At 44.2% G+C, this 19,833-nt stretch carries 17 protein-coding genes and 1 pseudogene; 4 read left to right on the top strand and 14 right to left on the bottom strand.

Features of this window, described 5'->3' with window-relative positions; all coding sequences use genetic code 11:
* Positions 1 to 154 precede the first annotated feature (154 nt).
* Positions 155 to 898 (top strand): DeoR/GlpR family DNA-binding transcription regulator, encoded by a 744-nt coding sequence (locus tag ABWY16_RS06500; protein WP_353903840.1) that lies wholly within the window; start codon positions 155 to 157, stop codon positions 896 to 898.
* A 13-nt stretch (positions 899 to 911) separates the two neighbouring features.
* On the opposite strand, the gene ABWY16_RS06495 is transcribed toward ABWY16_RS06500, so the two are convergent.
* The 13 genes from ABWY16_RS06495 to ABWY16_RS06435 all read right to left on the bottom strand — a co-directional run bounded on the left by ABWY16_RS06495 (position 912) and on the right by ABWY16_RS06435 (position 17,088).
* Complete coding sequence (locus ABWY16_RS06495) at positions 912 to 2,678, bottom strand: serine hydrolase domain-containing protein (RefSeq protein WP_353903839.1); 1,767 nt, start codon at positions 2,676 to 2,678, stop codon at positions 912 to 914.
* Between the two features lie 12 nt (positions 2,679 to 2,690).
* Positions 2,691 to 4,016 (bottom strand): RagB/SusD family nutrient uptake outer membrane protein, encoded by a 1,326-nt coding sequence (locus ABWY16_RS06490; protein ID WP_353903838.1) that lies wholly within the window; start codon positions 4,014 to 4,016, stop codon positions 2,691 to 2,693.
* A 21-nt stretch (positions 4,017 to 4,037) separates the two neighbouring features.
* The gene (locus tag ABWY16_RS06485) at positions 4,038 to 7,037 is read right to left on the bottom strand and encodes a SusC/RagA family TonB-linked outer membrane protein (protein WP_353903837.1); all 3,000 of its coding nucleotides are present in this window, start codon (positions 7,035 to 7,037) and stop codon (positions 4,038 to 4,040) included.
* A gap of 54 nt (positions 7,038 to 7,091) precedes the next feature.
* On the bottom strand, positions 7,092 to 8,285 hold the full coding sequence (locus tag ABWY16_RS06480; protein ID WP_353903836.1) for an anhydro-N-acetylmuramic acid kinase: 1,194 nt from the start codon (positions 8,283 to 8,285) through the stop codon (positions 7,092 to 7,094).
* 196 nt (positions 8,286 to 8,481) lie between these two features.
* A complete protein-coding gene (locus ABWY16_RS06475; protein WP_353903835.1) occupies positions 8,482 to 11,076 on the bottom strand; it encodes a phosphatidylglycerol lysyltransferase domain-containing protein in 2,595 nt (864 codons plus the stop codon).
* A 78-nt stretch (positions 11,077 to 11,154) separates the two neighbouring features.
* Positions 11,155 to 11,688: a DsbA family protein gene (locus ABWY16_RS06470; protein WP_353903834.1), complete on the bottom strand. Its 534-nt coding sequence runs from the start codon at positions 11,686 to 11,688 to the stop codon at positions 11,155 to 11,157.
* Complete coding sequence (locus tag ABWY16_RS06465) at positions 11,681 to 12,184, bottom strand: redoxin domain-containing protein (protein ID WP_353903833.1); 504 nt, start codon at positions 12,182 to 12,184, stop codon at positions 11,681 to 11,683. Before ABWY16_RS06465 ends, ABWY16_RS06470 begins: the two co-directional genes overlap by 8 nt.
* A 65-nt stretch (positions 12,185 to 12,249) precedes the next feature.
* Entirely contained in the window at positions 12,250 to 13,434 is a 1,185-nt protein-coding gene (locus ABWY16_RS06460; RefSeq protein WP_353903832.1) for an MFS transporter, read from the bottom strand.
* A gap of 47 nt (positions 13,435 to 13,481) precedes the next feature.
* The gene (gene map / locus ABWY16_RS06455) at positions 13,482 to 14,282 is read right to left on the bottom strand and encodes a type I methionyl aminopeptidase (RefSeq protein ID WP_353903831.1); all 801 of its coding nucleotides are present in this window, start codon (positions 14,280 to 14,282) and stop codon (positions 13,482 to 13,484) included.
* A 15-nt stretch (positions 14,283 to 14,297) separates the two neighbouring features.
* A complete protein-coding gene (locus tag ABWY16_RS06450) occupies positions 14,298 to 14,915 on the bottom strand; it encodes a sulfate/molybdate ABC transporter ATP-binding protein (RefSeq protein WP_353903830.1) in 618 nt (205 codons plus the stop codon).
* Positions 14,912 to 15,583: a molybdate ABC transporter permease subunit gene (modB, locus tag ABWY16_RS06445; protein WP_353903829.1), complete on the bottom strand. Its 672-nt coding sequence runs from the start codon at positions 15,581 to 15,583 to the stop codon at positions 14,912 to 14,914. Before modB ends, ABWY16_RS06450 begins: the two co-directional genes overlap by 4 nt.
* An 11-nt stretch (positions 15,584 to 15,594) precedes the next feature.
* The gene (modA, locus tag ABWY16_RS06440) at positions 15,595 to 16,347 is read right to left on the bottom strand and encodes a molybdate ABC transporter substrate-binding protein (protein WP_353903828.1); all 753 of its coding nucleotides are present in this window, start codon (positions 16,345 to 16,347) and stop codon (positions 15,595 to 15,597) included.
* 213 nt (positions 16,348 to 16,560) lie between these two features.
* The gene (locus ABWY16_RS06435; RefSeq protein WP_353903827.1) at positions 16,561 to 17,088 is read right to left on the bottom strand and encodes an OmpA family protein; all 528 of its coding nucleotides are present in this window, start codon (positions 17,086 to 17,088) and stop codon (positions 16,561 to 16,563) included.
* Positions 17,089 to 17,229: 141 nt separating this feature from the next.
* On the opposite strand from ABWY16_RS06435, the gene ABWY16_RS06430 reads away from it, so the two are divergent.
* Complete coding sequence (locus ABWY16_RS06430) at positions 17,230 to 17,712, top strand: GNAT family N-acetyltransferase (protein WP_353903826.1); 483 nt, start codon at positions 17,230 to 17,232, stop codon at positions 17,710 to 17,712.
* On the opposite strand, the gene ABWY16_RS06425 is transcribed toward ABWY16_RS06430, so the two are convergent.
* Complete coding sequence (locus ABWY16_RS06425; protein ID WP_353903825.1) at positions 17,713 to 18,177, bottom strand: Lrp/AsnC family transcriptional regulator; 465 nt, start codon at positions 18,175 to 18,177, stop codon at positions 17,713 to 17,715. It abuts the gene before it with no gap.
* Positions 18,178 to 18,396: 219 nt separating this feature from the next.
* On the opposite strand from ABWY16_RS06425, the gene ABWY16_RS06420 reads away from it, so the two are divergent.
* On the top strand, positions 18,397 to 19,452 hold the full coding sequence (locus ABWY16_RS06420) for a PLP-dependent cysteine synthase family protein (protein ID WP_353903824.1): 1,056 nt from the start codon (positions 18,397 to 18,399) through the stop codon (positions 19,450 to 19,452).
* Positions 19,453 to 19,460: 8 nt separating this feature from the next.
* Positions 19,461 to 19,833: pseudogene (locus ABWY16_RS06415) on the top strand (hypothetical protein); the annotation flags it as partial.

Raw genomic sequence — 19,833 nt, 5'->3', positions numbered from 1 at the left:
AATATTTATTCGCATCTTCTAAACTCATCTGCCTTTGCGCAATTATAAGGACAGTTAAATGTAAAGAATGTTTTAAAACCTGAATGTAAAAATATCAGAAGGCAGCAGGCTGATCTGGTTTTTGATATATTTGAATCTATAATTTTACAGCTGAATGTTAAAAGACGAAAGACAAGCCTATATCATCAAACAGATAAACATTCATAACAAAGTACTTTCGGCTGATCTGAGCAGACAACTGGATGTGTCTGAGGACACTATCAGGCGTGACCTGAATGAAATGGCCGAAGCCGGAAAAATCCTCAAAGTATATGGGGGTGCCATCTCCAAATCATTTCACTACCCTTTTCAGCAGAACGATGTATACGCCCGGGACGCGAAGAAAGAGATTGCCAGGAAAGCCTTAAAACTGATCCAGAACGGAATGGTTATCCTCACAGGCGGCGGGACAACGATGATCGAAATGGCCAGAATGGTTCCTGAAAATCTCAGCTGTACCTTATTTACCGTTAGTCCCTTGCTGGCACTGGAACTCACAGAACATTCCAACCTGGATGTACACCTGATTGGTGGCCAGCTGGCAAAAAACTCGCAGATCTGCGTAGGCGCACAGGTAATCAACCAGTTATCTGATATCAAAGCAGATCTTTGTTTTATGGGAACCAACGGGATTTCATTACAGGACGGTATCACAGATTCCGACTGGGAAGTGATCCAGATCAAAAAGGCAATGATCAATTGTGCCGAAAAAACAGCAGTCATGAGCATTGCCGAAAAAATCAATTCTATACACAAGATGAAGGTCTGCAATTTGAATGCAATCAATTATGTGATCACAGACCTCGAACCTAAACATCCGCATTTAAGTCAGTACGCCAAAGCAGTAACACTGCTGTAAGAGGGATAATATTTTACCTGGTACCCTTCTGTATAGCACGGTAAATAATATCCTGAATCCTGCCTCTGATATTCAGCGTGAGCAAAGCATTCCTTTTTGCATCAGGATAAACACGGTTAGATAAAAAGATATACACCAGGTTGCAGGACGGGTCAACCCAGACACAGGTGCCGGTATAACCAGTATGTCCAAAAACCTTTGATGAAGCCAGGTACGAAGGATATCCTTTGCTCTGGTCAGGATCTTTACGGTCGAACCCGTACCCCCTGCGGCTCACTTTCGATTGGCCTGAGGTAAATTCAGTCACCGTTTCCGATTTGTAATACTGCTGACCGCCATAAACCCCTTTATTTAACAGCATCTGGTAAAGTATCGCCATATCATTAGCTGAAGCAAAGAAACCCGCATGCCCGCTTACCCCGCCTGCCATAGCAGCTCCCGGATCATCTACAAAACCCTGTACAAGCATATCCCTGAACCAGCTGTCGTTTTCAGTAGTGGGTACAATCCTGTCTTTGGGGAAATGGTCACGTGGCAGAAAACCTGCTGTCTGCATGCCCAGTGGTTTGTAGAAATGCTGGTCTGTATAAACATTGAGTGGACTTGCAGAAACTTTCTCCACTATTTCCTTCATGTAATACATGCTCAGGTCACTGTAGATAAACTTTCCGCGCGTTAAAGCCTTATCTGCCAGCATCTGCGGCCACATTACATCCTGGTAATAATTTGCCCGGATATAATAGTTGTCGGCAACCTCAGTGGGGTATTTATCAGATTTAACCGTACTCATATCCCCAGGTTTCAATTGCGTATAAAAAGGGATAAAAGGAGTAAATCCGGCCTGGTGCAGCATAACTTCCTTTACCATAATATCTTTCTTATCGGTCATGTCCCGCGTTCTCGCAATGTATTTACTAATGGTGCTGTCCAGCCCTAGTTTCCCTTGTTCCACCAGCCGCATCACTTCAAGTGTAGTGGCAGAAGTTTTGGTGAGTGATGCCATATCAAAAATATCTGTGGTCAGGGTTTCACGGTTCCCTGTGTAGGTGTGCTTACCAAAAGCCTTGTTGTAGATGACTTTTCCATCCTTAAGTACCATGACCACTCCTCCTGGCGCAGCGGTCGCAGCGATCGCTTCTTTCATTACCAGGGCAATGCTATCCAGGTTAGCCCGGTTGATTCCCACGTCTTCAGGTACGGTATATTTTAGACGGATCGGAGTTTTATCCAGACTGATCCCCCCAAATATTAGCTGCGCAAGTACCGCGGCTCCTTCAGGGCTTGCCTTTTTACACCATAAAACCGAAGCTTTAAGCCCTTTAAAAAAATCCGTATGATCTGTTTTGCCTGCAACTGTAACGATCACTGTTTTGGTTTTTTCCATTTCCTGCAAAAAACCATAAAGCTGCTGGTCATAGACGCTGGCATCAGAGAACTGGAATATTGCTGTGCGGCACAGCTTGAGGTCATCGTTCAAATGCAGGTAGCCCTTCCGATCCGTAGGCGGGTATCCCTGCAGGGTATCCACTTTTACATATTTATTGAGCAGTGAATTGAAAACCGCGCTGTTTGCAGCGCCCATGTTGACGCTTACCGCGGCCAGGTCTTCCAGTCCGATAATGGGAATTGATCCTTTATTAGCGATGACTGTGTTTTTTTCTGCGTCCCGCTCGTTTTGCAGCCAAAGCAGGTTACCCTGATGGCTGTCTTGTGCCATCAGGGTAACGTTGCCGCCAAAAATTGCAAATAATATAAAGCTGGCTATTCTTTTATTGATCATAGGATAAATATATTAAATCGCCGGATCTGCCGGTGTATTGGGATTATTTAATCTTTCCTGATCAGGATAAGGATAAAAGTTCCTGTTGCGCTCTGTAAAATTGCTTACCGAGAACGGACGGCCGAAACGGCGTGAATCTTCCCATCGTTGTCCGGTAAGGAATAACTCTGCACAGCGCTGCCGGTAAACCTCTGTCAACAAATCTGCCTGGGTAACTGCGCCTGAATAAGCAGGTAATCCAGCATAAACACCAAACGGATCACCTGTAGTTTGTGTTCTTACCAGATTGATCTGCGTTAATGCATCAGCCAGTGGGCCACCGCTTCTCAGGATTGCTTCTGCCTTGATCAGTTTTACGTCGTCCGGCAGAAAAACAGGAACAATGGATGTTTGCGAAAGTCCGAATCCCGTCAGCGTCCGCGTGGTAGTAACTACACCAGTTGCAGATGTGCTGGTAGCAGTTGTTACGTAAAAATTAAGACGCTGATCTCCAGCCTCAAACAAGCCTTCAGGCAAGCCAAAGGCAGCTCTCGGGGTATAATACTTCAGCGTATTGATATTGTTCCAGATCGGGTTTACACTTTGTGCATTGTACTGGTAAGCATTGGCTTTAGTCTGATCAACGAAATTGGCGCTTACGAGGGCCGCGGCATAATTGCCGGCCATCAGGTTATACCTGGCACTATAATAATACAAAACACTCTTTAAATCAAAAGAAGTTCCTGATACTAGCGTAGTGAATTCTGTTGTAGCAGGCGTAGTATTGATCCTGGCGACTGCATCATCCAGCAGGCGTATTGCCTCGGCAAGTACCTGCAGCCTTGGTAAAAATTTAACCTTTTCCGTCTGACTGGTGGTGATGTTTGCCTGTTCGAAAGAGGCTGCAAGCGTCCCCAGGGAAATTGCTTTAAACAGCTCTGCATTAGCTATTATTCCTGAGAGCAGGCCACCGGTTATCGTAGTTACTTTCGGTGCATTGTCAATAACGTTCTGGCTCATGGTCATCAGTCGCTGAGAATTTGACCATAAGGTAAGGATATTACCATTTGCTGTTGGTAAAGCCGTTCCACCTGCTTCAAGCTCCAGTACATTGGTAAAAGTTGCTACTCCTGATAATTCCCTCGAAGTTACTGCAGGATAAAAATACGCTGCATTGATACCGCTGGTAGATTGAAATTGTCTCAGGCCTACACTTAAACCAATAATTCCTTCTCTGGTGCTGAGTACATCTTCTTCTTCGGGTGCATTAAGGTTCACCGTTTCCATTTTACAGCTTCCTGCAAAAAGCAGCAACCCGGCGAGCAGTGTAATTTTGATAGGACTATATATCTTGTTCATGTTGTCTTATTTGAATACTACTTAAAAAGTTATGTTAAAACCTGCTACGATCATTCTCGGTATAGGCACCTCTACAAAATCGAACCCGCGAACGGCAGAGCTTTGTCCCGCAGCATTCACCTCAGGATCATATCCGCTGTATTTGTCGAACGACAATAGGTTACGTCCCGAGAGGTTAAACCTCATATTACCGGTTTTCAGAAAACCTGGTTTAAACGTGTAGCTTACTGAAGCTTCTCTAAGTTTTACATAAGAGCCATCTTCAATCCAGTTTTCAAAGATGGAGAAGAGCGCAGCCGAAGTTCCTTTTGGCACTTCACCCCTCAGTTCTGGCTCATAACCTTTGAGTCCGCCATATAAGTCGCGGTCGCCCACACGTTTTGTAAAGTTAAATACATCACCACCGATGGAAGCATCAAATTGTGTACGGAACGACCAGTGTTTGCCGATGCTGATCTCATTGATCAGGGAACCGATCCAGTCAGGATTGGGATCGCCTATCACCTTTTTAAGGGTTGCACCAGATGGCTGTCCGTTAGCATCCCTGCCCACCTTTTCCGTTTGCGGTAAGCCACCTGCAGTCAGCAGCAGTGAACCATCTGCGTTGCGGGCAAAATAAGTAGAATAAAAGGTGCCCAGAGGTGCTCCGTTTATAGCGGCAACCTGACTGAAACCACCTGCAAACAACAGCACGCCACCCGGGATATCATTTACCTGGTTACGGTTTCTTGAGTAGGTGGCAGAAATATTCCATCTGAAATTGTCCTTCAGAATTGGCACCGCCCTTACCATCAGTTCGATACCTTTATTGGTCATGGTACCGATGTTGAGATACTGACTTAAATACCCCTCAGTAGGTGCAAGACTAGCCAGTAGAATCAGATCTTTTACATCCTTTTTATAATAACTGAATTCGAAGCTCAGCCTGTCTTTAAAAAAGCTCATGTCAGTACCAATCTCAAACTCCGTCTGGCGTTCCGGCTTGATATCAGGATTTCCAAGCAATGCCGGCGAGGTCACCGAAGCCTGGCCTGATAGATTCAAAGGAACGTAAGATGTGGTTCTGTCATATGCTCCGATGGCGGTTAGGTTTCCGGCCTGACCATAGGAAGAACGGATCTTAAAGCTGGAGATCACGCTGGAGATTTTAGAATCTGTCCAGAATTTCTCATTCGAGACTACATAACTGCCGCTTACTTTTGGATAGAACTGTCCTCTGAATTTTTCACCGAAAACTGAAGACTCGTCATAACGGGCAGCTCCAGTGATGTAGAACTTATTCAATATCCCAAAAGTCTGCTGTACAAAAGCTCCCATAATGTTTACATCACTTCGGTATTCAGTAGCTATTGAGACACCATTATTGATTGTCTGCCCTATCGGGCCCAGCAATGTAGCAGTAAGGCCAGTCTGGTATGTTTTCTGGCTTTGTGCGGTACCTCCGATACCTGAGGTAGATTCTAACCAGTCATTTATTTTGGTTTGATATGAGATGTTCAAATCGTTGTTTACCAGAAAAGTCGTCTGATCTGCCCTCCTTGAATAACCTGTATTGTAACTGGGCGTGGTATTGCCTACCGGGATATAACCTGTACCGATCTGGGTAGCATTATCATATCCCAGTACATAATTGATGTTTAATCCTTTTATGGGGTTGGCCATCAATTGAAAATCTCCGATAAATCGCGATGTACGCTGCTGAAAATCAAACCTGTTGATCGCTTCGAGCGGATTGGTCCGGGCTACGGCGGTAGCTAAAGCCGGGTATACCCCGTTGACAGGATTTGGATTAATGTAATTATTTGCGAATATGAATCCCGTTAAGGCACCGTATGCCTCATTGATACCGCCGTTAGGCACTTCATGACTTGTGCTTAAAATATAATTTGTACCGATAGACATCTTCAGCCAGTTATTCAGTTTCTGATCTATTTTAGCACGTACACCAGCCCTTCTGAAATTTGTCGCATCGATAATACCCTGGTTACTCAGGAAGTTGCCGCTTACATAATACTGCGTATTTTCAGTACCGCCGGAAACAGACATATTGTTTTCCGTTCCTATTGCAGTTCTGAAAATATCATCCTGGTAATCGTAACGTGTTACTGCAGTTTGCGATAAGTCTGTCAGTGTAGTGTTATTGAAGCGGAATGGATATTCATTGATTTCCAGCTTCTTTCTCAGTTCGCTGATCTTCAGTTGTGAAGAGAAATCAAACTGTGTTTTCCCTGCTTTCCCTTTCTTGGTAAAAATCTGTACTACCCCATTGCTGGCCCGTGACCCGTAGATTGCAGCAGCAGCAGCACCTTTGATGATCTCCATATGGTCGATGTCATTTGGGTTGATGTCTACCATCCGGTTCTGGGAATACCCACCAAGATCCAGTAGTTCTGTCGAGTTATTGTTTACAATTACCCCATCCACAATGTAGAGCGGATCACCTGAACCGGCCACAGTACTGGTACCACGCAGTCTTACACTGATACCGCCGGCAGGATTACCGGAGTTCTGCGTGATCTGCGCGCCAGAGATCTTACCGGCCAGTGCCTGGTCTACTGAAGTGGCCGAACTGTTGGCAATATCCCCAGCGTTTACGGTAGAAATTGCATTACCAAGGGTCTTGCGGCTTGTGGCAACAGCCGTTCCGGTTACTACAACTTCGTTCAGGCGGAGATAATCCTCACTGATCTTTGCATCGAGGCTGATCGCCGCACTGCTGCCAAGTACAACATCTTTCAGAACCGGGGTGTAGCCGATGAAACTAAAAGTAAGCTGGTATTTGCCGGGTTTAACCGTAGTACTCAGCTGATAGGCTCCGCTGCTGCCGGCAACAGCGCCGCCCGCAGCATTGCTGATTCTGACTGTGGCACCCGGGATTGGTTCATTGGTTCTGGCATCAGTAATCACACCTTTGATAGTGTAATTCTGTGTCTGTGCCATACCCAGACCTGCATAACACAGGAGTAAGAGTACCAGCGCAAAGGATAGCTGGTAGGGTCGGTTGAGTAAAGTTTTTCTCATAATCAGGATTGGATAGGTTGGTTGTTTGGTTCATTCTTATTGGTAGGCCTTATCTCAGTAAGGCAGACTAATTTTACCCATGGTAACGCTTGGTATTCCCTGCCGGGAGCCAAAATTGATATCCCCTCCTGCTACACATTCATTGGCAAGCAGGGCAAAGAGAACTGCTTCCTTGGCATCCGGATCTATGCCCAGTTCTGCTGTGTTTCTTAGGCCAAAGCCCAAACCCTCTGACAGTTTCTCCACAAGCAGCGGGTTATGCATTCCGCCGCCGCTGAGGTAAACTTGAAACGACTGGTCATTGATAGAATTTCTGATGGCAGCAATAATGCTTCTGGCAGTAAACTCGCAGAGCGATGCAAGAATATCTTCGGGAGGTAAACCCTGTTGTGAAGATGCATTTTGTGCAGCCTGCAGATAAGCCATATTGAATAACTCCGGCCCTGTGGTTCTCGGGAAGGGATCATCAAAAAACTCATTTTTCATCAACGCGCTCAGCAATTCTTCATTCGCTGTTCCGCTTTTTGCTATAGCAGCATCCTGGTCATAATATTTTCCCGGGTAATTTAACTGGACAAACTGGTCCATCATGGTATTCCCCGGACCTACATCTGTGGAAAAAACCAGGCTGGCATCCCGACCGGCAGGTAAATAGGTGAAGTTTGAAATCCCGCCGATATTTAACAATATCCGGTTTTCATCAGCACTTGAAAACAGGAGATGATCGCCATATACGGCAAGCGGTGCGCCCTCGCCTCCTGCGGCGATATGTTTCTGCCTGAAATCGCTGAGGGTGATGATGCCTGTCTTCACCGCAATATGGTCACCGTCGCCTATCTGCAGAGTAGCATCCGGATAAGAGATCTTCTGATGAAGAGAGAACGGCGCGTGGAAGATTGTCTGCCCGTGACTCGCGATCAGGTCGACGGCATCCACCGGGTAATCCCATAACTTCAGGGCATCCAGAATCAGTTCGGCGGAGTAGGTACCGATAACAGCATTTAGTAAAGTAACCTCCTGCAGGCTCACCTCTGCTTTAAACGAAATGGATTTCAACTGTTCCTTGAATGACTCTGCGTAAGGGAAAGTGATAAAATGAAGCACTTTAAAACGGGTTTCAAAGCCAGAACCGCTGAATTCGCACAGTGCTATATCCAGACCGTCCAGGGAGGTCCCCGACATTAAACCAGCAATAATCCGTGTTGACGCAGCTGAGATATCCGCTAATTTCGAAATTTGGTTGTTCATTGTATAAAAATCCTTTGGTTTAAATCTTTAACCCTGCACATGAACGATAAAAAGTACCGCACAGAACAGCAATAAAACTTCTTAATCGTTGATATTTTAAAGATATGGATTTATAAATGACAATTCTTGCCTACTTCATATAAAAAAATGCAAAAACACGCAGATATAATTTATCATCGGAGAATTTAGCGAATACTTATGGCCTGATAACTTTTGAGAGCACCGCAGGAACCTGGATCAGGTCATAATCCTGGTCGTACACCAGATATTTGTTATGCCATACGGGCGAAAACTTATCTTTAGCATCCCTTAATCCTTTATAATGAGAAAAAGACCTGATCTTCTCATAGGCAAATTTCATCGAGCGCTCGGTTAAATTCTTGGGGTCGTCCAATCCGGATAAGGGCGCAAAGCCAATATTCACTGATGTACAGCCAATTTCCTTCAGGTGTTTGAACAATTCCACCAGTATAAAATCAATCACCCCGTTCGGAGCATCCTTAGTCTTTCTGATCAGATCATAAGTACCTTCGCCTTTGGCATAGTCAGGTATCACATTTAGAAAAGCTACAATCTTTTCTTCGGCGTTTTCTACCGTAATGATGGTTTGATGTTTCAGTTCTTCCCAGTCGAACATGCCCTGTGAAAATACAATTTCTTCCCTTTCCGTGTCTTCGAGCCATTCATCCGAAACAGATTTGATCTTTTGGAGCAGGCCATCTTTTACCGGAGCAGTATAGATCTTGCTCTGGAAGCCTTTCTCAACTACTTTTTTGAGTGCATTGCGGATAGATTTTCTGTTGCCGCCCTCCAGGGTAAATGCAGTCAGATCTACGACCCCTTCCTGCCCAAGGTAAAGGCTCTTTTTGCCACAGGCCTTAAAATGCTCCAGCGTATCTTCTGCCACACGGTAGTAAAAGCTTTTTACACCACTTTCAAAACAATACTTGTCAAATGACCTGATAAAGGCTTTCAGGTTCTCCTCCGCGGTTACAGGAGATTCAAGCACCACCGCAAAATTGCCCGATATCCGGTACGAGATAAATCCTTCCATTTCTTCTGAACGGTAGATCAGTTTATCCTGGTAAGTTTTAAAGTAATCCATGGCAGAGTTACCATATTTATCCAGCTGCGCCTTTGCCCATTCCAATTCTTCCTCTTCAGTGGTATCTTTGAGAATATAAGGACGGATCAGCGTATAAACCAGGAATGCAAGCGACAGGAAACCACTAAAATTAATAGAATAGAGAAATCCCTGAGCAAATGAATCCTGCGCAATCAGGTCTTCACTTTCAACCAGCACAAAATTTTCCAGCGTATACCGCACTGACTGCAAAAAACTGAAATCTACATTGAAGTGCTTTGCATCCAGGAAGTAAAATCCGATGGTGCCATACAATACTACCGCAGCAATGCTGAGCAGTGTAGTTTGGATGCCCAGGTACCGCAGCCTCGAATTGTGTTTGACATAATATTCCCTGCGCGATGCAATCAGTCCGATGATGACGATCACAGAAAAACTCGCTTCTTCGTAGTCGATCGCTTTTGTAAGATTACCTACAAGAGAAAGCAAACAGAGTGCCAGCGCAAAATACCAGGCCATTCGCAATCCTTTCAGCATAAATGCAGCAGTCACCAGCAGAAATAAACCGGCCACCAGTACAAAGTAGTTAGATACTGCTATGGCAGATACCGGCAGGAAATTTTTCAGAAATACAAGTCGTTCATGGATCGCTGGCGTAAGTACAGATACAATATTTACGATTCCCAATGCGAGAATAAGTAATGCCGGGACAATACGCATAAGCAACTTATTGATCTTTATCAGGAAACTCAGGGCACCGAGCAAAAGCGGGATCCAGAACTCCATGAACCTGTATAGGAAAGTAACAGATACTGCCGCTGCTTCAGAATAACCCATCCTGACCAGCATAAAGGTCATGGATGCTTCTACAGCTCCGAGCCCGCGTAAAAAAGGAGAAATGATCAGAAATACCACCCCAACCACATAACTTACCGTTGCTATTAACAGGGAAGGCTGAATGTTGAGCGCCACCATTGCGATATAAATATGCACGATACCAAAGATCTCGATCAGCATGCTCCAGAGAAAGGTCCTGATAAAACTTTTTCGCTCTATCTGGTTGTTTTTGAACTCACCTAGAAAAATCTCTATGGCAGGAATATATTTAACAGCCAGCCTGTAAAAACTGTTGTGGCTGACAACCGATCTGTAAATGAGATATACTGCAGCGATCAGGCCAAATACAGCAAGGAGCCCAAACCATTCTCCAGCCCCAATACTGCCTTCAAAGATGGCATAGATGAACACTGGAATAGCTATCACTACCACGCTGAGGATACCTACAAAACCATAAATTGAAGAGGCAAAATTGACCTGGGATTTGCTTACCCCCTTCTTCTCAATATCACTGCTAAAGAATGCCAGCGATGAAACCCCGCCCGCAGGCAGGAATACGCTGACGAAATTTCTCTTCATGTACAGCAGCGTAGCATCGATCAGCCCGACTTTACTTCCAACCGCAGCGAAAGCTGCCCTGTACATTTCCCCATGTACAAATACATAGATCACACTCAATACCACACCAAACGTGATCCAGTTCCATTTAGAGGTAACTACAAGATGTCGTACCTGCTGCAGCTCTTCCCGTTCATGCTGAATGAACCAGATGCCCAGACCCACAAAAAACAGGGTAAAGACATAGCTGAACATGATCTTGTAGTTTTCCCTGATAAAGGGAACCGGATTGTATTTAGGTGATAATTTCATGGACTTGCTGAACGCTTCACATTAGATTGATATGCTATAAAAGTATAACAATTCTCCGGCTTCGGGAGGGTATAACAATTACCTTAATGCAGAAAGATATTCCATAAAGGGTTCATATTCCCAGATGCCGTCATACCTGCTTCCATTCACAAAGAAAGAGGGCGTTCCGTTTACGCCGCTTTCTACCCCACTCATAAAATCCTGCTGTACCTTTTCTGCAAACTCAGCGGATTGCAATCGCCCAGAAAAATCCTCCCGATCCAGCCCCAACTGTTGGGCATACTCTCCAAGGCTCTTATCATCCAGCGCATGCTGGTTTTCATACAGTTTATCGTGATACTCCCAGAACTTACCAGCCTGGTCCGCAATCTCAGACGCTTCAGCTGCGTGTTCTGCGTGGGGATGCGATTGGGCAAGCGGAAAGTTTCGGAATACAAAACAGATATCATCGCCAAGATGTCTTTGAATTTTCTTGATTACCGGATATGCCCTTCTGCAGTGCATACACTCATAATCACCGTATTCTACCAGTACGATTGCTGCATCAGGATTTCCCTGGACATGATCACTATCATTTACAGGTACTGTTAAGTCATTCCCGTTATCAGTCATGCTGCACTCCTTCCTTAATTTCTTTCAATGCTTCTAAAATATGATTTGCTCCTGGGTTTACATCCATCGGAGAAAGATAACTCCAGCGTATCAGGCCATCTGCATCGATCACAAATAATGCGCGCTCAGTAAAGCCGTCATGTTCGCGGTAAACACCATACTTCCTGGCTACTTCTCCTTTGGGCTCAAAATCAGCCAGCAGTTTAACCTTGTAATTTCTGTTTTCACGAAATGCCTGATGGCAGAAAGCACTGTCTACCGAGATCCCGATCAGTTCAGCATCCAGTTTATCAAACATCGGGATCAGCTCATTATAGAGGGCAAGCTGATCGCCACATACCGCGCTCCAATCTGCCGGATAAAAAGCAAGCACTACATTTTTACCTTTTAAATCACTGAGTTTAACCATTTCTCCGGCATCACCTGCTGATGTTCCTGCAGAACTTTGCAGGATAAAATCGGGTGCCGGTGTACCAGCTGTTAATATATTGCTCATCGGGATGTTGTTTTAATTTACCCTTTCAGAACAACACGGCTAAAGCAATTGTTTCGCGTAAAAAATCACTTTTTAGAAAAGAAGACGATAGCCAGTGCAATAAAGGACCAGGTAAGCATTTGCCATGTAGACAACTCCCAGCCGCCGTGTTTCCAGCACAAAAGGCCAAAAAAAGTTCCGATGCCCCCGCCTATAAAATAGGTGGTCATGTAGATGGTATTCAAACGGCTGTGTGAATTCTCATCCAGAGAATAGATTTTGGCAAAGTTGGTAATCTGAGTAGCCTGCACACCAATATCAAGTACGAAGATCGCAATGATCATTACAATTACCGAGAGCGGGAATACTTTGAGCAGCACCAGGCTGCAGATGATCATGCCTACTGTCATCAGCAATGAACTGCGTGTATTGCCTTTATCTGCCAGCTTCCCAAAATATGGTGCTACCAGCGCGCCGCCTATGGCTACAAGTCCGAATAATCCGATCGTATCAGCATGGAAGTTAAAGGCAGGTCCGCTCAGGTAAAACGTAACTGTAGTCCAGAACGAGCAGAATATACCAAAGGTAAAAGCACCCAGAATGGCTGATTCACGGAGAATCCTGTGTTCTTTGACAAGCTGTAGTGTTGATTTAAGCAATTCGACGTAATTTCCTGAAAACTTATGTTTTACGTCAGGTAAATATAATTTGAGGAGTACAGTAATTGAAAGCACCATAACTGCCGAAATGCCATAGACGGCACGCCAGCCAAACCAGTCGGTTATAAAACCACTGATGACCCTGGAGCCGAGAATACCTACAAGGATACCACTGAATACTATGCCCACGGTTTTACCGCGGTTAATTTTATCCAGGCTTGCAGCCATCGGCAAAATGATCTGGGCCGGGGCGGAGCAGATGCCGATCAGCAAACTGAGTATCCATACAAAAACTACACCTTTGGAAAGCACCATGAGTATCAGGACGATCGCCAGGGAAACCATCAGCAGAAGGATCAGCTTCTTGCGGTTGAGCATATCACCCAGAGGGATCAGGAAGAACATGCCCAGTCCATATCCCATTTGTGAAAACATAGAGACCCTGCCTATTTCAGCATCGCTGGCTTGCAGTGATAAGGCCATTTCTTTCAAAATTGGCTGGTTGTAATAAATATTGGCTACAGTTATTCCTGCGGCAATAGCCATCAATAAGATCGTACCTGATTTAAGAGCTTCACCATCCTGGTGAAAATTTGTGATTTCGGCTTTCATTGCTGCAAAAATAGCAAGAACAAAATGAATTGAAGCCAGAATAATTCCTATTCGTCGTAAGAAGCATTGAGATTTTTATTGGCTTTTTCTGCTTTTTCAATAGGGTCAAAATCTGTGAGTATCCATCCTTTCTCCGGCTTGATACAGACTATATGTTCAAAATGTACAGAAGCCAGGCCATCGGCAGTCCTGTATGAGCCATCCTTATCTTCAATGATTTCCTGGGTCCCCAGGTTCACCAGAGGTTCAATGGCCAGCACAAGATTCTGCCGCATTTCTATTCCTGTCCCCCTCCTGCCGTAATTGGGCACTTCAGGCAATTCGTGCATCGAACGGCCAATAGCATGGCCCCCTGATTCCCGGATCACTCCGTAACCCTTTTTTTCATTGTAGTGCTGTATGGCACTGCAGATCTCGCCCATGTGATTGCCGGCAAAAGCTTCCTCAAGTCCGGCAAACAGAGATTCTTTGGCAATCCTGCGTAATTTGAGTATCTCGGGAGTAGTTTCTCCTACTATAAAAGTATAGACATGTTCTCCATAAAATTCATTTTTGAGTACCCCTACATCAATGGATACAACATCCCCTTCCTGTATCGTTCTTTTGGAGGGAGGCCCCTGTACGATGACATCGTTTATTGAAGTACAGATGTGAAAAGGATAACCCTGGAAATTGTAGAAAGATGATACTGCGCCATGGTCACGGATAAATTCATCCGCAAGTTCATCCAGACTGAGCGTAGTAATGCCGGATTTCAGTACCTTAGCGATTTCTGTAATGGTATTGCTTGCCAGCATGGCATTGCTGTGCATTATCTCTAATTCTTCTTCTGTCTTAAAAAAAATCATGTTGTGCAAATTAATCTAATCAATCTTTAAACTGCGGTCGGCAAAGCCGAGAGTTTCCTGCGCATGATGGCTTACAATAATTGTAGTAGTTCCGAATTCTCTTAATATAATCTTCAGTTCAGTAATCAGCTCTTCCCGCAGTTCATCGTCCATTGCCGAAAAGGCTTCATCCATCAACAGCAACTTTGGACGGAGTGCAAGGGCACGAAGTATCGACAGGCGCTGCTGCTGCCCACCGGACAGCTGCTGCGGTTTGTGGCTTTCAAAACTTTCCATCTTTCCTATCTGTAACAGTCTTTGAATTAAAGCCTGATCATTACTGGCATATTGAAGATGCGCGCCGACAGTCATATTTGGGAAAAGGGCGTAATCCTGAAATACAAAACCAGCTTTCCTTTGCTGCGGAGAAAGGTTGATTTTCTCAGTAGTATCGAGCCAGATCTCTCCGTTCAGCTCTATCTTTCCCTGATCCGGCTCAACCAGACCGGCTATTATTCTGAGGAATGTAGTCTTCCCGGCTCCTGAAGGTCCATGGACTTTGGTAACAGAACCGGCTGGAATTGTATCCTTAACGATCAACCTGCTGATGCCCCTATAGGTCCTGATTTTTTTTTCTATTTCTATATGTATCATTCTAACGGCCCTCTCAAAGCATTTCTGTTCAATACAAAGACAAGTACCACGATGACAAATGTGATAGCGAACAAGACAAGTGAATATAAATTGGCTTCATGGTACTGGTTGTTATCTACGGCATCATAAATTGCAATAGAAGCAACTTTTGTTGTGCCTTCAAGCCTTCCGCCGATCATCAGCACTACGCCAAACTCTCCGAGGGTGTGCGCAAAAGTAAGTACAATGGCGGTCCACAGGGAAGACTTGATATTTGGCAGCTGTACCTGGAAAAAAGTTTCCAGCTTAGACTTACCCATGGTATAGGATGCTTCTGCAAGCGATGCCGGTAAATGCGCCAGTGCTGACTTAACCGGACTAACCATAAAGGGAAGACTGTAGATCACAGAAGCCACGACCAACCCTTCAAAAGAGAATACCAGACTCAGGTTAAAATAGTCAAGCAGCCAGTGACCCAAGAAACTGTTGGGACTAAAACTGAGCAGCAGGTAAAAGCCAAGAACTGAAGGTGGCAAAACCAGGGGCATTGTAAGCACAGCTTCTATTATTACCTTAAGCCATGAACTGCGCCTGGACAGCCAGTACGCCAGGGGAATGCCAAGGATTAAAAGGATAAAGGTTGTTACAGCAGCAAGCTTTAAGCTTAGCCATATAGGTGTCCATTCCATTAAGTTCTCTTTTATGCTGTAGTATAGCCAAATTGCCTGAAAATAGCTTTTGCAGCTGCAGAGAAAAGATAATCAAAAAATCTTTTATTATTCACATAATTTCTGTTCTTTGAATATTTCAGCAGTACGGCCCCCTGTTCAATCGGAGCATAAGCCGATGTTTCAACCTTCTGCCACTGAAAGCGCTGCGAGGAAGGAAGTTCATACACGAGGGATTGTGTAGTGAAGCCAATTGAAACTGCACCCTGCAATACATAGGTATTCACCTGGCTGATACTTTCAGCGAATACCAGCCTGGGTGCAGCCTGCTGATAGATTTTATAATAGTTCAGCGTCTCTTCCGCAGCCTTGCCATAAGGAGCAACCCTGGGATTGGCAATTGCGATTTTCCCTGCCGAATTACTGCTGACATAAGACTTCCACTTTTTCAGGTCGGTACCAGTAGAAGAACAGACGATCAGGCTTCCAAGGGCATAAATCTTTGGTTTGTTCAGCGTAAATCCTTCATTGTACAGGCCCTGTGCAAAGTTCATATCAGCTGACAGAAATATAGCGTAAGGTGCGCCGTTTTTGATCTGCACGGCCAGTTTACCCGAGGCTCCACTGATTACTTCTACAGTGATGCCAGTTTTTTTTTTGAAGTCAGCTGCAAGTTTTTTAAGGACGAACTGTGCATTTGCCGCAACAGCTACGCGGACGGGCTGTGCAAACGAAGATAACCCAGCCAGGGTGATAAGGGTACAGAGAATGAGTTTCTTTAACATGTAGCTTGTGGTTTACGTTCTAAATGTAAACCATTGAATTTAAAATAATGTTTTTATGAAGAATTTTAAGCGCAGCGTACAATATCTGCAAACAGCACATAATCAATTACACCATCTGGAAAAAAGGTTTCAGCTCAAAATTTGTTTAACATAAAAAGGCCGGATATTCCTCTTGAGTATCCGGCCTGCTGGCGGCTATGGTTTAAGGATAGCCTAATTAACTTTTCTGATCTCTACACGACGGTTCAACACTTTACCTTCCTCGGTATCGTTGGAAGTCATAGGCTGTGTTGCGCCAAAACCTTTAATGGTCATGTTGCCTGCAGGAATGCCTGCATTTACCAGGTAAGATTTTACTGAGTTTGCCCTGTCAACTGACAATGACATGTTGTGTTCTGGCGTACCCTCAGCTGATGAGTGTCCGTTTAAAATAAACTTAACTGACTCATCTTTTTTCATCTCTGTAGCTACCTGATCAAGTGTAGCAAATGAAGCAGTTTTCAATACTCCTGAATTGAATTCAAACTGGATATTGTCAAAGGTATAATTCGGTTTTTCAGGTACCGGTGCTTCTTCTTTCTTTTCAACCGGAGCAGGTGCCGGTGCTTTTGCCGGTTCTTCAACCGCTTTTGTTACGGGAGGAACAGGTTTAGCTGCTATCTTTTTTGTCTTACACGCCTGTAGCGAGATCGTCATTAAGCCGATGAAGGCTAATACTAAATGGGTTCTTGAAATCTTCATTAATAATTTGTTTTTGTAAACATATAAAATATCCACCATATCTATAAAAGGATAGATATATTGCATAATTAATAAATTAAACGGATTAGTTTACAGAATAGTGTTAAAAACTACATCCAAATATTGTAATTGACTAAAGCAATGACAGTTATTCATACTATTGAATTATCAGAGGAACAAAAAAATGGAATCCTGAACCTCTGGAATAACGAATATCCTGATCAGTTAAACTACAAAGATATTGCTGATCTGGACTGCTATCTTGCCAATTTGCCCGGTGCAAGGCACTTTATATGCATGCTTGACCAGGCAATCCTGGGCTGGGCATTTAAGTTTTCCCGGGAAGCTGAAACATGGTTCGCTATTATCCTGGATAGCAGTATTCAGAAACAAGGGGTTGGAACCCTATTGCTCAACAAACTGAAAACAGATGAATATACGCTTACAGGCTGGGTGGTAGACCATGACCGCTATCTGAAGACCAATGGCCAAACCTATTATTCACCTCTCAATTTTTACCTTAAAAATGGCTTTGGCGTAAACAGGCAGCTCCGACTGGAATCTCCTCAATTGTCTGCTGCAATGATCAAGTGGCAATCCCGGCAAGTGATGAACGACTGTTGATTATATAGGGTAAGCGGTATCACTTTTGGTTTCAGAGAGCACAAAGAAACTTTGTACGGTACTGATATTTGGTAGCGTCGCCAGTTTATTGCGCAGGAAAAGATGATAACTATCCATGTCACTGGTCGCAATCCTCAGGATAAAGTCTGACGAGCCCGTAAGCTGGAAACATTCCATCACTTCAGTAAATTTCGCCACCTCTTTTTCAAATTCTATCAGCGCTTCAGCGGTATGCTCCTTTAAAAGCACCTGCGGAAAAGCAATTAAACCTTTATCTATTTTCTTCCGGTCTAAAATGGCCACAATTCTTTTGATATACCCCTGCTCCTTTAGTTTTTTAATCCTTTCATGAACAGTGGCTATGGATTTATTCAGTTTGAAGGCAAGTTCCTTATTGGTTAGGGTGGCATCTTTCTGTAAAATACGCAAAATCTCTTTATCTGTAGGGTCTAATTCTGTACTCATGGCTTTTTATACAATACTGAGGATGAAAAAAAAATGATAAGCTAACCAGAATATGTATGTAGTCTGAAATAACAGGCAGTTATCCATTCATATTCCATAAAATTTCTGGTTTTAAAGGTAAGCATTGTTATTATAATTTGCATTATGGAGTTTTACCAAATATTTATACGGCCGGATCAGGCAGTATTTGTAGTTCACGTTTTAAAAAATTACGCCATAATGATAGCAATTGATACAATGCCTGAAACAGGGCTCACAGCGAATCTCGCCAGCAAGTTTGAACACTTGTGGCATCTGGTAGGCAACACCCCAATGTTGGCCCTGGAGTATAAATACAAAGGGAATGCTGGCAAGATTTATGTAAAATGCGAACATTATAACCTGACCGGAAGTATCAAGGACCGCATTGCACTCTTTACACTCTTCAATGCTTACAAAAACAATAAGATAAAACCAGGTGATGAAATTATTGAAGCAACCAGCGGTAATACCGGGATAGCTTTTGCAGCAATAGGGAAAGCGATGGGCCATCCCGTTAAGATCATCATGCCCAACTGGCTGAGTAAGGAACGAATCGATATCATCCGGAGCCTTGGTGCCGAGGTTGTACTGATCAGTAAAGAACAGGGGGGATTTCTGGGCAGTATCAAAATGGCTGAAACTATGGCGGCTGAAAATCAACATATATTCCTCCCCCAGCAATTCGAAAATGTAGACAATCCGCTGGCGCATCAGGAAACAACTGGTGTGGAAATCTGGGAGCAGTTAAGGCTTAATAATCTTATTCCGGATGCTTTCGTAGCAGGCGTAGGAACCGGCGGAACCATTATGGGGGTCGGCAGGCATCTCCGTTCAAAAAACCCCTCTATCAAAATCCACCCCCTCGAACCGGCAGAATCTCCAACGCTGACTACAGGTTATAAAGTAGGCAGCCACAGGATTCAGGGAATATCCGATGAATTTATTCCTGAGATCGTCAAACTTACCGAACTGGATCAGGTATTGCAGGCCAATGATGGCGATTCAATCCTGATGGCCCAGAAGCTGGCTTCTCAGCTTGGCCTCGCTGTGGGTATCTCCTCAGGAGCCAATGTAATCGGTGCAATTAAACTGCAACAGGAAATGGGCCTGGACAGCTGTGTAGTTACCATTTTCTCAGACAGCAACAAAAAATACCTGAGTACTGACCTGATGAAAGAAGAGCCTGTTAAAGAAGGTTACCTGAGTCCGGATACAGAATTTTTGAACTATCATCCTATCTGCAGGTTAAAATAAACAGCTATATGAAAACGTCCCCTATCTGGCTTAGCATTCTGCTGTTCAGTTTTTTTCTGATCATACTGCCACAACAATATATATTCGCACAAACAGCTGACACTGCAGGAATAGAATTTACAGAAATCTCAGAACCTGCAGCTGATACAGCGGTCCATGCATCGGCAACTTTACCAAAGCAACCTGCAGTGCAAGCTCAGCCAAAGGATACAAAAGTCCGTGCAGTCCTGAACACAGAGGAAACTGCTCAGCAATCATTATGGGCCATCTTTATAACTGGATTTGTTGGTGGACTTGCCGCTATTCTGATGCCCTGTATTTTCCCTATGCTTCCCCTAACCGTGAGTTTTTTCACCAAGGGAAGCGAGAAAGGAAAAGCCT

The sequence above is a fragment of the Pedobacter sp. genome, from assembly GCF_040513095.1.
Classification (GTDB): domain Bacteria; phylum Bacteroidota; class Bacteroidia; order Sphingobacteriales; family Sphingobacteriaceae; genus Pedobacter.
This window is presented reverse-complemented; position numbering and strand designations above follow the sequence as displayed.

What these genes read in the sequence shown, in the direction of transcription:
- ABWY16_RS06435 (WP_353903827.1), bottom strand. Translation starts at nt 17,088, where the DNA reads ATGAAGATTTCAAGAACCCATTTAGTATTAGCCTTCATCGGCTTAATG.
- ABWY16_RS06475 (WP_353903835.1), bottom strand. Translation starts at nt 11,076, where the DNA reads ATGAAATTATCACCTAAATACAATCCGGTTCCCTTTATCAGGGAAAAC.
- ABWY16_RS06460 (WP_353903832.1), bottom strand. Translation starts at nt 13,434, where the DNA reads ATGAAAGCCGAAATCACAAATTTTCACCAGGATGGTGAAGCTCTTAAA.
- ABWY16_RS06485 (WP_353903837.1), bottom strand. Translation starts at nt 7,037, where the DNA reads ATGAGAAAAACTTTACTCAACCGACCCTACCAGCTATCCTTTGCGCTG.
- ABWY16_RS06420 (WP_353903824.1), top strand. Translation starts at nt 18,397, where the DNA reads ATGATAGCAATTGATACAATGCCTGAAACAGGGCTCACAGCGAATCTC.
- ABWY16_RS06430 (WP_353903826.1), top strand. Translation starts at nt 17,230, where the DNA reads ATGACAGTTATTCATACTATTGAATTATCAGAGGAACAAAAAAATGGA.
- ABWY16_RS06450 (WP_353903830.1), bottom strand. Translation starts at nt 14,915, where the DNA reads ATGATACATATAGAAATAGAAAAAAAAATCAGGACCTATAGGGGCATC.
- ABWY16_RS06425 (WP_353903825.1), bottom strand. Translation starts at nt 18,177, where the DNA reads ATGAGTACAGAATTAGACCCTACAGATAAAGAGATTTTGCGTATTTTA.
- ABWY16_RS06500 (WP_353903840.1), top strand. Translation starts at nt 155, where the DNA reads ATGTTAAAAGACGAAAGACAAGCCTATATCATCAAACAGATAAACATT.
- modA (WP_353903828.1), bottom strand. Translation starts at nt 16,347, where the DNA reads ATGTTAAAGAAACTCATTCTCTGTACCCTTATCACCCTGGCTGGGTTA.
- ABWY16_RS06470 (WP_353903834.1), bottom strand. Translation starts at nt 11,688, where the DNA reads ATGACTGATAACGGGAATGACTTAACAGTACCTGTAAATGATAGTGAT.
- ABWY16_RS06490 (WP_353903838.1), bottom strand. Translation starts at nt 4,016, where the DNA reads ATGAACAAGATATATAGTCCTATCAAAATTACACTGCTCGCCGGGTTG.
- map (WP_353903831.1), bottom strand. Translation starts at nt 14,282, where the DNA reads ATGATTTTTTTTAAGACAGAAGAAGAATTAGAGATAATGCACAGCAAT.
- modB (WP_353903829.1), bottom strand. Translation starts at nt 15,583, where the DNA reads ATGGAATGGACACCTATATGGCTAAGCTTAAAGCTTGCTGCTGTAACA.
- ABWY16_RS06465 (WP_353903833.1), bottom strand. Translation starts at nt 12,184, where the DNA reads ATGAGCAATATATTAACAGCTGGTACACCGGCACCCGATTTTATCCTG.
- ABWY16_RS06495 (WP_353903839.1), bottom strand. Translation starts at nt 2,678, where the DNA reads ATGATCAATAAAAGAATAGCCAGCTTTATATTATTTGCAATTTTTGGC.
- ABWY16_RS06480 (WP_353903836.1), bottom strand. Translation starts at nt 8,285, where the DNA reads ATGAACAACCAAATTTCGAAATTAGCGGATATCTCAGCTGCGTCAACA.